Genomic DNA, 15,392 nt, shown 5'->3' with positions numbered 1-15,392 from the left:
CTACAGTGCAGCTCACACGCCTTTCGGCCGGGCCGATCACCTCCGATCGACTACTCTCGATCGAGTGGCGGAGCAGGCGTGGGCAGGACGGGCCGTAGGGCCGGATCACTTGGTGGCCGGTCGATATCGGCTCGATTCCAAGCTCGGAGGTGGCGGCATGGGTGCCGTCTGGCTTGCGCGCGACAACCGCCTGGGCCGGGACGTCGCCGTCAAACAGGTGATCTCCACCGCCGACCTCGATCCCGACGAGGCCGAGGATCTCCGTCGCCGCGCACTCCGGGAAGGCCGGGCGGCCGCCCAGCTCGCCCACGAGCACGCCATCTCGATGTACGACATGGCACTGCACTACGGCGAACCGTGGCTCGTCATGGAACACCTGCCGTCCCGCAGCCTGGCCCAGGTGATGAACGTCGTCGACACCCTCCCGCCGTACGTGGTGGCGCAGATCGGCGCGAACGTCGCCGACGCCCTCACCGCCGCGCACGCCGCCGGAATCGTCCACCGCGACGTCAAACCCGGCAACATCCTCATCGCCGAGCGTGGCCGCGACGCCGGCATCGTGAAGATCAGCGACTTCGGTATCGCCCGCGCGAAGGGCGACAACGACCCCGAGGGCGTGATCATCGGAACCCCGGCCTATTTCGCTCCCGAGGTCGCGCGCGGCAACGACCCCACCGAGGCCAGCGACGTGTTCTCGCTCGGCGCAACCCTCTACACCGCGGTCGAGGGGCAGCCGCCCTTCGGTTTCGAGGCCGACTCGATCGCGTTGCTGCACCGGGTCGCCCGGGCGGAGATCATCATGCCCACGCACACGGGTCCGCTCACCGAACCCCTGCTCGAGATGCTCCGGCCCGACCCGTCGCGGCGCCCGACGATGGCGCAGGCCCGCGATCTGCTCGCCCGTGTGGCCCTCGGACCGAACGGGTCCGCGGCAGCCCTGCGCGGCCGTCCCATCCAGAACGAGGACGGCACGATCCCGTCGTGGGCGCAACGTTCCACCCCCTTCGTCGAGCCCTCGCGCCCCCGCAGTTCCTTCGTCGACCGGTCCCTCGGCGCCGCGACGCAGGCCTCCGGCGGCGCGAAGAGACCGGCGAAGGGTTTCGCCCCGGCGGACCTGCTCGATCGTCTGCTCCCGAAGGGGCCGGTGCCCGACAACCCGCAGGACCGCATCGTCGCCTATGCACCCCTGGCGATGGCGGCGATGGTCGCGGTGATCCTGGTGGCGCTGCTCGTCGCCGTCGTCATCGCACTGCTCGTCTGATCCGACGCCACGCTCAGTCGATGCGCCGCCGGTGCGCCCAGCGTGTCAGCGCATTGCGGTTGGACTGTTGCGTCTTGCGCAGGACGTTCGACGCGTGCGTTTCGACGGTCTTCACCGAGATCACGAGTTCCTCGGCGATCTCGCGGTAGGTGTACCCGCGAGCCAGCAGACGTAGCACCTCGAGTTCTCGCGGGGTCAGCGAGTCGAGTTCGGGATCGAGGGGCGGTTCCGGGGCGGAGGACCGGCCGGTGAACGAGTCGAGCACGAAACCGGCCAGGCGCGGGCTGAACACGGCGTCTCCCCCGGCGACCCGTCGCACGGCGTCGGCCAGATCCGGACCGGAGATCGTCTTCGTCACGTACCCGCGCGCCCCGGCCCGGATGACGGCGATGACGTCCTCGGCCGCGTCGGACACGCTGAGCGCCAGGCACACCGGGCCGTCGGGGATCCGCTGGAGGACGGCGACACCGCCGCCGTCCGGCATGTGGACGTCGAGGAGCACGACATCCGGCTTGGTCGCCTCGATCCCGGCGACGGCCTCGGCAACTCCCCCGGCCTCGCCGACGATCTCCATGTCGGTCTCGCGTCCCAGTTCGGTGCGCACCCCGGAGCGGAAGACGGCGTGGTCGTCCACCAGGAAGACACGATAGGGACGGTTGTTCTCGGTGGCATCGGACGATGTCGCCGGAATCGAAGTCACTGTGTCTGCTCCTCGGGGTGGGGGTCGGTCACCCCCCACTCTAAGGTCGACTCGGTGTCCTGTTCGCGTTCGGCATCCGTCCGGCCCGCGCGCGGCACGTGGATGCGCACCTCGGTTCCCTTTCCGGGACTCGACTTCACGACGGTGCGGCCACCGCGACGTTCGATCCGCGCCCGGATCGACCTGGCCAGCCCCTGCCGGTCGGCGGGAACCTCGTCGGGATCGAATCCGACGCCGCGATCGCGCACGAACACGCTCACCTGATGCGGTTCCACCTCCGCGAACAGGTCCACACTCTCCACCCCGGCGTGTTTGGCCGCGTTCACGAGCGCCTCGCGGGTCGCGCCGAGGACGGCGGTCGCGACCTCGGGGGTCAGATCACTGTCGTCCGGCGCGATGTCGCCGACGATGACGGGTTCGACCGACAGGCCGTACTGGTCCTCCACCTCACCTGCGATGGTGCGCAGCGTCTCGGCGAGCGAGGTGCTCGGCGTCTCGTCCCCACCGAACAGCCAGCGGCGCAGTTCGCGTTCCTGGCTGCGTGCCAGACGCACGACCTCCTGCTGGTCGCCTGCCTGTTTCTGGATGAGTGCGAGTGTCTGGAGCACCGAGTCGTGCAGGTGCGACGCGATCTCCTCGCGCTCCTCGTTGCGCACCCGGGCGGCGCGCTCGGTCTCGAGCGCACGCCACATCCGGATCCACAACGGCACCGACAGCAGTGCGGCACCGACCAGCGTGACCACCACCGCCACCAGCGACGAGCGCAGCGCCGCGACGTCGACCTGTGCGATGACCATCACCCCGAGTCCGGTGACGACGAGGGTCAGTCCACCGAGCACGCGAGCCCAGGTGAGGACCGTCGGGTGGGCGGGCAGACCGAGTACCGATCTGGGCCCTTCGATGTCGAACTCGCGCCATACGAGCGCCGCACCCACGACGACCACGACGATCGGGAACACCACGCCGGCGGCACCACCGCTGAACAGCCACGAAAGACCCACTGCCAGACCGACACCCATGAAGGCGAGGCCGATGGCGCGACGGCGTTCGGGGCCGGTGGGACGGTCGGTGTCGGAGCCCGGGGGCACGAACATCCACAGCAGGCCGTAGGACGCGATCCCGAATCCGCCGAGAGCGGCGAGCACCGTGAAGGCGACCCGCACCTTGGTGGCGTCGATGCCGAGGTGGTCGGCGACACCGCCGGCCACGCCACCCACGATGCGACCGCCCACCCGCCGTTCGAGGCGGGGAACGGTCACGGGTAATCCAGGTACCGGTTGCACACCTCGATACTGGCACGGAGATCGCCGGCCCGGCATCGGGGACGGACCCTGATGTCCGGGTTCCGATCGGGTCCCCGGAAATCAGGGTTGGTCCCTGATGTGCCGCGCGCGGAAGCCCAGCAGGATGGGTGCCATGGACACGAGGAGCTTTCAGGACCAGGTGGCGGACATGTGGCGGACCCGTCCCGTGCGCCTGCCGAAGGAAGGGCACATCGCGGGTGTGTGCTCGGGTATCGGAGTGCGATACGGCATCGATCCCGTGCTGATCCGTGTCGTGTTCGTCGCCTCGGCGCTGTTCGGCGGTGGCGGTCTCGTCCTCTACCTGGCGGCCTGGTTGCTGTTCCCCCGTCACGGCGACCAGGTCTCCTCGCTCGAATCACTCGTCGGGCGAGGCGCGAGCTCGGACTCGACCACCAAGGTCGTCGTGATCCTCGTGGCCCTGGCCATCGCGGCAGGGGCCATCGGACCGGTGGGCGCGGGCTCGGGTGGTTCCGGGTTCATCGGAACACTGCTCATGCTCGGCGGATGGTGGCTGCTCTACCAGCGGCGTCCCGAGCCGCCCCTGTTGCCTGCAACGGACGGATCGTCCTTCTCGAACCAACCGGCCTTTCCTCAGCCTCCGGTGACGAACCCGTACCACTCCCCGTGGAGCGCACACACCGGTGTATGGAACATGCACGCGGGCCCGGCGGCCACGGAGACACCGGCCGGTGAAACAACCCGCTCGGAGACGAGCGGCACAGAGACGGCCACGCCTTCGCAGACCACCGACGCGACGGAGGCCGTGAACACCACCGGCGCAACCGACACCGCGGACACCACGGAGAGGAAGACGTCCCCGATGCCCGACCTACGCAAGGACACCGACGCTCCGCTTCCGGGTGCCGACGCGCTCTCGCCCCGACGGCCGTCACCGCCGGCATGGGATCCCCTCGGGGTCGCCCCGTTCGCGTGGGACCTGCCCGAACCCACACCGACACACCAACCTGCGGTCGTCACGAACCGCCGTTCGCGCCTGACCACCACGGTCCTCGGTCTGGCCGTCATCGCCGCTGCCGTGACCGGCGCCCTCGGTGCCGCCGCCGACCTGGCCTGGGTGACCCCGGCCCGCGTAGGTGCCGTGGCCCTCGCAGTCATCGGTCTGGGCCTGCTGATCGGCGCGTTCCTGCACCGCGGTCACGGACTTCTCGTGGTGACCGGGCCCCTGCTCGGATTCGTCGTCCTCGCCTCGATCGCCGGACCGGTCGATACCTCGAACTGGGGCAGCCGGACCTGGGCGCCGGCGAACGGGGACCAGCTGCAGGCCGAGTACAGCTCCCAGTTCGGCGCGATGACCCTCGACCTCCGGCGACTCGAACTCACCGAGGACCGCACGGTGCAGGTCGACGGCCGGTTCGGCAGCGTCGAGGTGCTGCTGCCGGAGAACCTCGACGTCCGCGCCGATTGCACGATCGGCCCGGGTGAGATCAAAGGATGCCCCGGCCCCGGCATCGACGGCGGTGCGGACGGAGTGGACGACGGGCCGGTCCTGAACCTGAAGGCGAACATGGAATTCGGATCTCTGGAGGTGCGTCGTGGCTGATCACGAAACCGGAACACACACCGAGGGTCGGGCCGAACGCATGCGCACGGGACCGTCACTCCTGCTCCTGCTGGCCGCACTGGCAGCGCTGGTCGTGAGCGGATGGGCCATGATCGGACCGTTCTCGGTCGAATTCCTCGCGGCCGTCGACCTCGGGTGGGTCCTGGTGGGCGCGGCACTGCTGATCGGAGCCGTGCTGGTCTTCCTCCCCAACCGCCGGAGATAGCGACCCCATCCACGCGACGTCCCCCGGACCGAATCGGTCCGGGGGACGTCGCCGTCTCACCGCTTCCGGCGAGCGCAGATCACTTCCACTCGGTCACACGAGCGAGGATCACTCCCACTCGGTCACACGAGCGAGGATCACTCCCACTCGGTCACACGAGCGAGGATCACTCCCACTCGGTCACACGAGCGGGGATCACTCCCACTCGATGGTTCCCGGGGGCTTGCTCGTCACGTCGAGCACCACGCGGTTGACCTCCGCCACCTCGTTGGTGATGCGAGTGGAGATCCGCTCGAGGGTCTCGTAGGGCAGGCGCGTCCAGTCAGCGGTCATCGCGTCCTCACTCGACACCGGACGCAGCACGATCGGGTGACCGTAGGTGCGGCCGTCGCCCTGCACGCCCACGCTGCGGACGTCGGCGAGCAGCACGACCGGGCACTGCCAGATCTGCCCGTCGAGACCGGCGGAGGTGAGCTCCTCCCGGGCGATCGAGTCGGCGCGGCGCAGGATCTCGAGACGCTCGCGGGTGACCTCGCCGATGATGCGGATGCCGAGACCGGGGCCGGGGAACGGCTGGCGTCCGACGATCTCCTCGGGCAGACCGAGCTGACGTCCGACCGCACGCACCTCGTCCTTGAACAGCAGGCGCAGCGGCTCGACGAGCTCGAACTCGAGGTCTTCGGGAAGCCCACCGACGTTGTGGTGGCTCTTGATGTTCGCGGTGCCGGAACCGCCGCCGGACTCCACGACGTCCGGATACAGGGTGCCCTGCACGAGGAACTTCACGGTCTCGCCCTTGTCGGCACCCTCACCGAGCACCTCGGCGACAGCGCCCTCGAAGGAGCGGATGAACTCGCGGCCGATGATCTTGCGCTTGGTCTCGGGGTCGGTGACGCCGGCGAGCTCGCGCAGGAACGTCTCGGACGCGTCGACGGTGATCAGACGGGCACCGGTCGCGGCGACGAAGTCCTTCTCGACCTGCTGCCGTTCGCCTTCACGCATCAGGCCGTGGTCGACGAACACACAGGTCAGGCGATCACCGATGGCACGCTGCACCAGCGCGGCGGCCACGGCGGAGTCGACACCACCGGACAGACCGCAGATGGCACGACCGTCGCCGATCTGCTCGCGGACCTGCTCGACGAGCGCGTCGGCGATGTTCGCGGCGGTCCAGTCGCCCGGGATGCCGGCGATGTCGTGCAGGAACCGGCTGAGCACCTGCTGGCCGTGGGGCGAATGCAGCACCTCGGGGTGGTACTGGACGCCGGCGAGGCGGCGGGCCCGGTCCTCGAATGCCGCGACCGGAGCACCGGCGCTGGTCGCCGTGACCTCGAAGCCCTCGGGCGCCTCGGTGACACCGTCGCCGTGGCTCATCCAGACGGGCTGCGTCTCGGGGAGGCCGTCGTGCAGCACGCCACCGGCCACCGACAGTTCGGTGCGGCCGTACTCGCGCGAACCGGTGTGCGCGACCGTGCCGCCGAGCGCCTGCGCCATGGCCTGAAAGCCGTAGCAGATGCCGAAGACGGGGACGCCGAGGTCGAACAGTGTGGGATCGAGGCGCGGTGCGCCCTCCTCGTACACGCTCGCAGGGCCGCCGGACAGCACCACTGCGCGCGGGTTCTTCGCTGCGATCTCCTCGACACCCGCCGTGTGCGGCACGACCTCCGAGTAGACATTGGCCTCACGTACGCGGCGAGCGATCAGCTGCGCGTACTGGGCTCCGAAATCGACGACGACGACCGGTCTGGACTGCTGGCTTTGCGACGACACTCGAACAGTCTAAGCGGCCGCGCCGGGTGATCCCGACGCGGCCGCTCATCCGGTCTCTCTGCTGGTCGCTACGCGACGCCGCTGTGCGTGATCCCGACGACCGGCAGACGCAACGCACCGGGCGCGTCGACGGGCACCACGGGGTTCTTCGGTTCGACCGGCGCGACGCGACGGTACGGCTGCCCCTGCGCGGGACGCTGGTCGTCCTCACCCTTGTTGGGCCACAACGCCGCAACGCGTTCGGCTTGCGCCGCGATGGTGAGCGACGGGTTCACACCGAGGTTCGCGGAGACCGCCGCGCCGTCGACGACGCTCAGCGTCGGATAGCCGTACACGCGCTGGTAGGGATCGATGACCCCGTGTTCGGGATCGGACCCGATCACCGCGCCGCCGAGGAAGTGCGCGGTGAGCGGGATGTTGAAGATCTCACCCCACGTTCCGCCTGCGACACCGTCGATCTTCTCGGCCATGCGGCGCGTCGCCTCGTTGCCGGCCGGGATCCACGTGGGGTTCGGCTGTCCGTGCCCCTGCTTGCTGGTCACCTTGCGCCGACCGAACAGACCCCTGGTCGTGTAGGTCGTGATGGAGTTGTCGAGGTTCTGCATCACCAGAGCGATGATGGTGCGCTCGCTCCACCGGTGCACCGAGAGCATCCGGAGCATCTTCACCGGGTTCCTCACGACCTCCCCGAGGAACTTCACCCAGCGCGGGGTGCGCCCGTCGCCGTCGGTCATGAGCGTCTGCAGCAACCCCATCGCGTTGGAGCCCTTGCCGTAACGCACCGGTTCGATGTGGGTGTCGGGCGTCGGGTGGAACGAGGAGGTGATGGCCACCCCGTCGGTGAGGTTCATATCGGGATCGACACTCATCTTGCCTGCGCCGACGATGGATTCGGAGTTGGTGCGGGTCAGTTCGCCGACCTTGTCGGAGAGCTCGGGCAACGCCCCGGTGTCCTTGAGATGGTGCAGCAGATGCTGCGTTCCCCACGTTCCGGCCGCGAGGACGACGTGCGCGGCCGTGTAGGTGCGCCGCCCCTTGCGGACCCAGGCGCCGGTACGTTCGGTGATCACGTCCCACGTGCCGTCGGCTGCCTGGCGGAGGTCGGTGACGGTGGTCGACGGGAGGATCTCGGCTCCCGCCCGCTCGGCAAGACCCAGGTAGTTCTTCACGAGGGTGTTCTTCGCCCCGTGACGGCATCCCGTCATGCACTCGCCGCACTCGATGCAGCCGGTGCGGTCGGGGCCCGCGCCACCGAAGTAGGGGTCGGCCACCGTGCGGCCGGGTTCGCCGAAGAACACGCCCACGGGCGTCTGAATGAAGGTGTCGCCGACACCCATGTCGTCGGCCACCGACTTGATCACCTTGTCGGCGTCGGTCATCCGGCCGTACTGCACCACACCGAGCATCCGCTTCGCCTGGTCGTAGTAGGGGCTCAGCTCGTCGTGCCAGTCGGTGATGTGGGCCCACTGACGGTCCTCGAAGAACTGCATCGGGGGCTTGTAGAGGGTGTTGGCATAGTTCAGCGACCCACCGCCCACGCCTGCGCCGGCGAGGATCAGGCAGTCGCGCAGCAGGTGGACGCGCTGGATGCCGAAGCAACCCAGCTTCGGAGCCCACAAGAAGCGTCGCAGGTCCCAGCTCGTCTTCGCGAAGTCGGCGTCGGCGTAGCGGCGACCGGCCTCGAGAACGCCGACCTTGTAGCCCTTTTCGACGAGGCGCAACGCCGTGACGCTCCCACCGAAACCCGAACCGACGATCAGGACGTCGTAGTCCGTGACCCGTTGCCTACCCATGGAACCTCCAGCGACGAGAGTTGTTACCGGCCAGTATGCACCTCGGCGGTGTGACTACAGGCACAGACCCGACTCTACCCGTTACGGGAAGTTGCACGAAAAGAACTGCACGAACGCCGGTGGCCGGTCACCGCGTCGTCCGACGCTGTGACCGGCCACCAGGAAGTGCCGAGAAGAGAGTCCGCTCTATCCGCGGACCGACAGACCGACCTTCTGGAATTCCTTCAGGTCCGAGTATCCGGCCTTCGCCATCGAGCGACGCAGACCACCGACGAGATTGAGCGAGCCCGACGGATCGTCGGACGGACCGAACAGCACCCGGCCGAGGCCCGGGCGTCCGTCCTGGGCGATCCGGACGGCAGCACCGCGCGGCATCGACGGATGTCCGGCCACGGACGGCCAGTACCAGCCCCGGCCGGCCGCCTCCTCGGCGAGGGCCAGCGGTGCCCCGAGCACGACGGCGTCGGCGCCGCACGCGATCGCCTTCGCGAGGTCGCCCGCGGTTTCGATGTCGCCGTCGGCGAGCACGTGGACGTAGCGCCCCCCGGTCTCGTCGAGGTAGTCGCGCCGGGCCGCAGCGGCGTCGGCGATGGCGGTGGCCATCGGGATGCCGATGCCGAGCGAGGAGGACGTGGTGGTCGCCTGCTTCGTGGAGCCGAAGCCGACGATGACACCGGCCGCACCCGTGCGCATCAGGTGCAGCGCGGTGCGGTGGTCGCTGACACCACCGGCGATGACCGGCACGTCGAGTTCCGAGATGAACGTCTTGAGGTTCAGCGGCTCGTCCTCACCGTGGGCCACGTGCTCGGCCGAGATGATGGTGCCCTGGACGACGAGGAGATCGATACCCGCCTTCACGAGTTCGGGCGTGAGCGAACGCGCGTTCTGCGGGCTTACGCGGACCGCGGTGGTGACACCCGCATCCCGCACCTGTGCGACGGCGGCGGCCAGCAGATCGCCCTGCAGCGGAGCCGCGTGCAGTTCCTGCAGGTAGCGGACGGCCGCGCGCGGATCCGTGCTCGCGACCTCCGCGAGACGGGAGACGACGGCGTCGACATCGGCATGACGACCCCACAGGCCCTCACCGTTGATGACGCCGAGACCGCCGGCCTTGCCCAGCTCGATCGCGAAGGTGGGCGACACCAGCGCATCGGTGGGGTGAGCCAGCACCGGGATGTCGAAACGGTAGGCGTCGATCTGCCAGGCCGTCGACACCTCCTTCGACGAACGCGTCCGGCGCGACGGGACGATGTCCACGTCACCCAGTTCGTACGTACGTCGGGCCGTGCGACCCATGCCGATTTCAACGAGGTCGCGCACGCGCGCCCCTTTCTCCTCTTGGACGATGCTCCCGTCCTACTCGGAACGGGACCCTGCTGCGGACGCGAAAACTACCGGACCACGTAGTTCGGTGCCTCGGCGGTGATCGTGATGTCGTGCGGGTGGCTCTCCTTGAGGCCGGCGGCGGTGATCTGCACGAACTGCGCTTCCTGCAGCCGCTCGATCGTCGTCGCGCCGGTGTAGCCCATCGCTGCGCGCAGACCGCCGATGAGCTGGTGCGTGACCTGCTGCAGCGGACCGCGGAACGGCACGCGTCCCTCGATGCCCTCGGGCACGAGCTTGTCCTCGGAGAGCACGTCGTCCTGGAAGTAGCGGTCCTTCGAGTAGGACTTGGCCTCGCCGCGGCTCTGCATCGCGCCGAGCGAACCCATGCCGCGATAGCTCTTGAACTGCTTGCCGTTCACCAGGATCAGCTCACCCGGGGACTCGGTGGTGCCGGCGAGCAGCGAACCGAGCATCGCGGTGGACGCACCGGCCGCCAGGGCCTTGGCGACGTCGCCGGAGAACTGCATACCGCCGTCGGCGATGACCGGCACACCGTGGGCGCGCGCCACCGTGGACGCTTCGAGGATCGCCGTGATCTGCGGCGCGCCGACACCCGCGACGACACGCGTGGTGCAGATCGAGCCGGGGCCGATACCGACCTTGACCGCGTCGACACCGGCGCCGATGAGCGCCTCGGTGCCCGCGCGGGTCGCGACGTTGCCGCCGATGATCTGCACGCGGTCGCCGACCTCGCTCTTGAGCTTGGAGATCATCGACAGCACGTTTGCCGAGTGGCCGTGGGCGCTGTCGACGACGAGGACGTCGGCTCCGGCATCGACCAGCGTCATGGCGCGGGTCCAGGAGTCGTCGCCGACACCCACGGCGGCGCCGACGAGCAGGCGGCCGTCGCGGTCCTTCGTGGCGTTGGGGTGCTGCTCGGTCTTGACGAAATCCTTGACGGTGATCAGACCGGTGAGCTTGCCCTGACCGTCCACGATCGGCAGCTTCTCGATCTTGTGGCGACGCAGGAGACCGAGCGCGGCCTCCGCGGTGACACCCTCGCGGGCGGTGACGAGCGGGGCCTTCGTCATGACCTCGGCGACCGGGCGGTTCTGGTCGACCTCGAACCGCATGTCGCGGTTGGTGATGATGCCGACGAGCTGGCCCGCGTCGTCGGTCACCGGCAGACCCGAGATGCGGAATCGCGCGCACTTCGCGTCGACCTCGGCCAGCGTGTCGCTCGGCTTGCAGGTGACCGGGTCGGTGACCATGCCGGCCTCCGACCTCTTGACGGTCTCGACCTGCGCGGCCTGCACCTCGGCCGGCATGTTGCGGTGCAGCACGCCCATGCCGCCGGCCCGCGCCATCGCGATGGCCATGCGGGACTCGGTGACGGTGTCCATTGCCGAGCTGACCAGCGGGATCCGCAGACGGATCTCACGGGTGAGCTGACTCGACGTGTCGACCTGACTCGGGACGACGTCGGAAGCCGCGGGAAGCAGCAGCACGTCGTCGAAGGTCAGACCCAGCATCGCGACCTTGTTCGGGTCGTCACCGCCGGTGTGCACGCGCCCTCCGGTACTACTCATGCGGTTCGGACCCTCCGTGACAGTCGATGGGAGCGGACGGGAGAACCGTCCGGCAGCAGGAATGAATGAAGGCTGTGCGCGCTCGTCGCACCGACGGGCGGATGGAGAGCGGCACGCACCTGTCCATGTTATCTGTTCCTGGGAACAAGCTCGGCTCCCACCCTGTTCCCCGATGTTCGTCACATCACGTCCTGTGATTTCACGGCGTGTCCCCTGGCGACCGCTGGCGCAGACCCCCTCGGTCTGCGTACCGTGGAGTCGTGCGTGATCAGTTGCCTCCCGGACTCCCACCGGACCCGTTCGCAGGAGACCCCGACGATCCGTCCGCAGCACTGGACGCGATCGAGCCGGGCCAGCCCCTGGATCCTGCGGAGCGACTCGCGGTGGAAGAGGACCTCGCAGACCTGGCCGTCTACGAGGCGCTGCTGGCTCCCCGCGGCGTCCGTGGACTCGTGGTGTGCTGCGAGGACTGCCACCAGGACCACTACCACGACTGGGACATGCTGCGAGCCAACCTGCTCCAGTTGCTCGTCGACGGCACCGTCAGACCGCACGAGCCGGCCTTCGATCCCTCTCCCGACGCCTACGTCACCTGGGACTACTGCCGCGGGTACGCGGACGCGTCCATGAACGAGGCCCTGCCCGTCGATCCCTACGGTATGGACTCCTGACCTACCCCGTCCCACGCGGACCACGCATCACGGCACTTCCACGAACGAACCCGGGCTCGGCAGCACATGCTGCCGGGCCCGGGTTCGTTCGTACTTCTAGCCGCCTTCCGAGAAGGTCACGGACGCCGGAGCGAGATCTGTTCCCGGTCCGTTCTGCGTCGGACGCGGCGACGATGCCGTCGTCGTCGGAACGGAAGTCGGAGAAGCGGAGGTGGGCGGAGGAGGCTCGCTGGGCACCGACGGAGCCGGCGTGCTCGACGGTGGCGGCGGCGCGGTCGGCGACGGCGTCGTGGTGTTCGACACCGGCGGCGGCGCTTGCAGGATGGTCGGAGGCACCGTCGTGGTAGTGGGCGGCACGGTCGTGCCGCTTTCCGCACCGGTCGACGGGGCAGGCAGCTGCCCTTCCGTGCCGGGAGCCGTGGCCGGCGGAGGAACGACAACACCGGGCGCGGGCACCGCGGGCACCGCGGGGACCGGCGGTGGAGGCAGCTGCGGCATCATCTTGCCGAGTTCATCGGCGAGACGGTGCAGCCAGTCTCCGAGCGCGTCGCGCTCCTGGGCGTCCCGGACGTCGCCCGAGCGGGACTCCGCTGAGGTCAGCAACTCGCGAGCTTCTTCCGCATTGCCCTCGGCGATCAGCTGTTCGGCACGCTCCAGGGTCGAGGTGGTGTCGATCCGGGCCTCGGTGGATTGCGCCTGCTCGCTGAAGACGACCTGCTTGACGCCCCACAAGGGGTCGCCGGGTTCGGCTCCGTAGGACACCGCGGTCGCGGCGCCGACGGCGACGGCGACGAGCGCTGCTGCACCTGCGAGGGGACGGAGCAACCGCAGTTGCCCCCTCGATCTCGGGCGCAGCGGAGGTACCTCCGGCGCTGCGGTGAGCGTTTCCCGCGTCCCCAGTTCGCGATGGACGGCGGCCACCACTTCGTCGAGGTCGGGGCCGGCAGGCATCGGATCGGCCAGGATCTCCGCACGCCAGTCGGCGAGCAGAGTGGCGAGTTCGTACTCCTCGGTGTCCTTCGTCTCGACCAGCCCGTTGCCCGCGATCGCATCGATCAGCGTGTCGTCACGACGCACGGCGGCGAGGTCCACGGAGGTTTCGTCGTCGGGAAACTCGTCGTCGAAGCCGTCGCCCGAAAAACGCCCCCTACCCATTCCGCTCACCTGCTCTCGTGACTTCCTTCTTGAGTCTCGCGATGGCCCGGTGCTGGGCCACCCTGATCGCTCCTGCAGTACTGCCCACCGCTGCGGCCGTCTCCTCGGCCGACAACCCCATGACGAGACGGAGGATGAGAATCTCGCGTTGCTTCTCGGGCAGGATGGCCAGCAACTGCTTCATCTGCCGGCCCGCCTCGGAGTTGATCGCGTATTCCTCCGGGCTGTCGTCGAGCGACATCACCTCCGGCACATCCGCCACCGGTTCCGCACGGTTGCGGGCTGCACTACGGTGCGCATCGGCGACCTTGTGAGCAGCAATTCCGTATACGAAGGCCATGAAAGGGCGGCCTTGGTCCTGATATCTCGGCAGAGCGGTCATCACAGCCAGGCACACCTCCTGTGCAACGTCGTCTGCAGAGAGCTGGCCGCGCTCTGCAGATCCGACCCGAGCGCGGCAATACCGCACGACGAGGGGCCGGACACTTGCAAGAACCTGAGCGAGAGCCGCCCGGTCGCCCTGTGCAGCCGCAGCAACCGCGGAGTCCAGCTCCTCACCCATAACAGTCATCGATTGCGCAAGTCCTGGCGTTACAGTCGGCACCACCCCCCCGGGCGGGATTCCACCTGACCGTGGAACACCCCCAGAGTAACTACAGTGACCGACCGATCGGGTCACCCCCCGCGCGCGAACGGAACTCAGCGAGCGGACGGGGTCACGAACCGGCCACCACGCCGCCCGATGACGGTCGCGCAGACGTCACGGACGCGACCCGCATCGACGTCACGGACGCGACCCGCATCGACGTCACGGACGCGACCCGCATCGACGTCACGGACGCGACCCGCATCGTCTCCGGCGCCCAGTCCGACGAGGAGCATCGCCGCCGCCCATTGCAACGGGATCAGCCCGTGTTCCTCCGCGCGCGCGAGAACATCGGCGGCCAGCGTCGTCGCCGGGCCACGGTCGGGCAGTCCGGTCAGCGAGGCCGCCCTGACGAGATCGGATTTCACCCCGTGCCGGATCGACCCGAATCCGTCCGCCAGTTCCACGGCGCGGTCCGCGTGACTGCGGGCACGGGTGAAGTCCCCTGCGGCGAGAGCGGATTCGGCCCCGACCCATGCGAGCCGGATCCGTTGCCGCACGAAGGCCCGCTCACCGGCCTCCGCTTCGGCGGCGTCCAGGGCGGATGCGCATCGGTCGAGGAGGTATCCGCACACGGGGAGGCGACCTCGCCCGAGTGCATCGGCGGCAAGCCCGGTCGCGGCATCGCACCACACGCCGAGGACCCGCTCGGACCCGCGCCGCAGCGCACTCGCCTCGGCGAGTGCGCGCCCGTCCGATGCGGAGGCGAGGCGATGGCCGCCCAGCTGCCGGAGCAGGGAGGCCTCGGTGCTTGCTGCCGACGACGACCACACTCCACCGCTTCCCCGTACCCGGGCGAGCTCGGCGCGTGCAGCGGCATAGCGTCCCTGCCCACCCAGTGCGACAGCGCGCAACCAGCCCTGTTCCGGCCCGTGGGCCGCCGGCAACGGATGCAGTCCCGGCGTGGGGCCGAAGGCCGCAGAAACCAGGACCGCGTGGCGGTCGGACGTGCTCGCGGTCGTATACGACCGGCGGTCGGAAGATGGCATCGCGGAATCATCGCACTTCCGGATCCCGGTGGAAGGCAGAGGCTGCCGAGGCAGAGCCGGGCATTTGCCGGAGAAATTCTCACCGGGAGCGCAAATAGTCTCGACTATTGGAACGCAGCGCTCCCCCGAAGCGATTTCCGAACATTTTGTTAAACATCGGGTTAAACATACGTGCTGCATGTAGCGTGCCGTCGCGGCGCTCCGAGCGCAAGAAAGGGCCTCACCCACCCTCGGCAGCCCTGTTACCAGCGAGTAAGAGCCGTTGGACCCGCATCCGGCACGGAGGGCGCCTCCGATTGCTCCCGTTTCACGGGGCACACGCATGACTTCTGGCGAAAGTAAATATTCTCGCAGTTAAATCTTGGCCTTCCGGTTATGGACTATCCCACTCATCGAAAATA

13 protein-coding genes are annotated in these 15,392 nt (G+C 68.8%); 4 read left to right on the top strand and 9 right to left on the bottom strand.

The window, feature by feature from the left end; all coding sequences use genetic code 11:
- Nucleotides 1-157 precede the first annotated feature (157 nt).
- Nucleotides 158-1,261: a serine/threonine-protein kinase gene (locus A8G18_RS10695; protein WP_242496676.1), complete on the top strand. Its 1,104-nt coding sequence runs from the start codon at nucleotides 158-160 to the stop codon at nucleotides 1,259-1,261.
- A 13-nt stretch (nucleotides 1,262-1,274) separates the two neighbouring features.
- Here the strand turns inward: A8G18_RS10695 and A8G18_RS10690 are convergent, their stop codons facing one another.
- The gene (locus A8G18_RS10690; protein WP_016933459.1) at nucleotides 1,275-1,961 is read right to left on the bottom strand and encodes a response regulator; all 687 of its coding nucleotides are present in this window, start codon (nucleotides 1,959-1,961) and stop codon (nucleotides 1,275-1,277) included.
- The gene (locus tag A8G18_RS10685; RefSeq protein ID WP_242496677.1) at nucleotides 1,958-3,280 is read right to left on the bottom strand and encodes an ATP-binding protein; all 1,323 of its coding nucleotides are present in this window, start codon (nucleotides 3,278-3,280) and stop codon (nucleotides 1,958-1,960) included. Before A8G18_RS10685 ends, A8G18_RS10690 begins: the two co-directional genes overlap by 4 nt.
- 124 nt (nucleotides 3,281-3,404) lie before the next feature.
- Here A8G18_RS10685 and A8G18_RS10680 point away from each other — a divergent pair, with 124 nt between their 5' ends.
- Nucleotides 3,405-4,826 carry a PspC domain-containing protein gene (locus A8G18_RS10680; protein ID WP_084421698.1) on the top strand — a complete coding sequence of 474 codons (1,422 nt, stop codon included), beginning with the start codon at nucleotides 3,405-3,407 and terminating at the stop codon, nucleotides 4,824-4,826.
- On the top strand, nucleotides 4,819-5,052 hold the full coding sequence (locus A8G18_RS10675) for a hypothetical protein (RefSeq protein WP_064063836.1): 234 nt from the start codon (nucleotides 4,819-4,821) through the stop codon (nucleotides 5,050-5,052). The genes A8G18_RS10680 and A8G18_RS10675 overlap by 8 nt, the downstream gene beginning before the upstream one ends.
- Nucleotides 5,053-5,247: 195 nt before the next feature.
- On the opposite strand, the gene guaA is transcribed toward A8G18_RS10675, so the two are convergent.
- From guaA to guaB, 4 genes are all read right to left on the bottom strand, one after another.
- Nucleotides 5,248-6,822 (bottom strand): glutamine-hydrolyzing GMP synthase, encoded by a 1,575-nt coding sequence (gene guaA, locus A8G18_RS10670; protein WP_064063835.1) that lies wholly within the window; start codon nucleotides 6,820-6,822, stop codon nucleotides 5,248-5,250.
- A gap of 68 nt (nucleotides 6,823-6,890) precedes the next feature.
- Nucleotides 6,891-8,615 (bottom strand): FAD-dependent oxidoreductase, encoded by a 1,725-nt coding sequence (locus A8G18_RS10665; protein ID WP_064063834.1) that lies wholly within the window; start codon nucleotides 8,613-8,615, stop codon nucleotides 6,891-6,893.
- 186 nt (nucleotides 8,616-8,801) lie between these two features.
- Nucleotides 8,802-9,935: a GuaB3 family IMP dehydrogenase-related protein gene (locus A8G18_RS10660; RefSeq protein ID WP_064063833.1), complete on the bottom strand. Its 1,134-nt coding sequence runs from the start codon at nucleotides 9,933-9,935 to the stop codon at nucleotides 8,802-8,804.
- Between the two features lie 71 nt (nucleotides 9,936-10,006).
- Nucleotides 10,007-11,530 carry an IMP dehydrogenase gene (gene guaB / locus A8G18_RS10655; RefSeq protein WP_064063832.1) on the bottom strand — a complete coding sequence of 508 codons (1,524 nt, stop codon included), beginning with the start codon at nucleotides 11,528-11,530 and terminating at the stop codon, nucleotides 10,007-10,009.
- Nucleotides 11,531-11,790: 260 nt separating this feature from the next.
- Between guaB and A8G18_RS10650 the strand changes: the two genes are divergently transcribed.
- Nucleotides 11,791-12,201 carry a DUF5319 domain-containing protein gene (locus A8G18_RS10650; RefSeq protein ID WP_016934277.1) on the top strand — a complete coding sequence of 137 codons (411 nt, stop codon included), beginning with the start codon at nucleotides 11,791-11,793 and terminating at the stop codon, nucleotides 12,199-12,201.
- A 96-nt stretch (nucleotides 12,202-12,297) separates the two neighbouring features.
- On the opposite strand, the gene A8G18_RS10645 is transcribed toward A8G18_RS10650, so the two are convergent.
- The 3 genes from A8G18_RS10645 to A8G18_RS10635 form a co-directional block, all read right to left on the bottom strand.
- The gene (locus tag A8G18_RS10645; protein WP_064063831.1) at nucleotides 12,298-13,356 is read right to left on the bottom strand and encodes an anti-sigma-D factor RsdA; all 1,059 of its coding nucleotides are present in this window, start codon (nucleotides 13,354-13,356) and stop codon (nucleotides 12,298-12,300) included.
- Nucleotides 13,349-13,927: a sigma-70 family RNA polymerase sigma factor gene (locus A8G18_RS10640; protein WP_026003555.1), complete on the bottom strand. Its 579-nt coding sequence runs from the start codon at nucleotides 13,925-13,927 to the stop codon at nucleotides 13,349-13,351. The genes A8G18_RS10645 and A8G18_RS10640 overlap by 8 nt, the downstream gene beginning before the upstream one ends.
- Nucleotides 13,928-14,055: 128 nt before the next feature.
- Entirely contained in the window at nucleotides 14,056-14,991 is a 936-nt protein-coding gene (locus A8G18_RS10635) for a hypothetical protein (RefSeq protein WP_064063830.1), read from the bottom strand.
- Nucleotides 14,992-15,392 lie beyond the last annotated feature (401 nt).

The sequence above is a fragment of the Rhodococcus gordoniae genome, from assembly GCF_001646655.1.
GTDB lineage: Bacteria > Actinomycetota > Actinomycetes > Mycobacteriales > Mycobacteriaceae > Rhodococcus > Rhodococcus gordoniae.
This window is presented reverse-complemented; position numbering and strand designations above follow the sequence as displayed.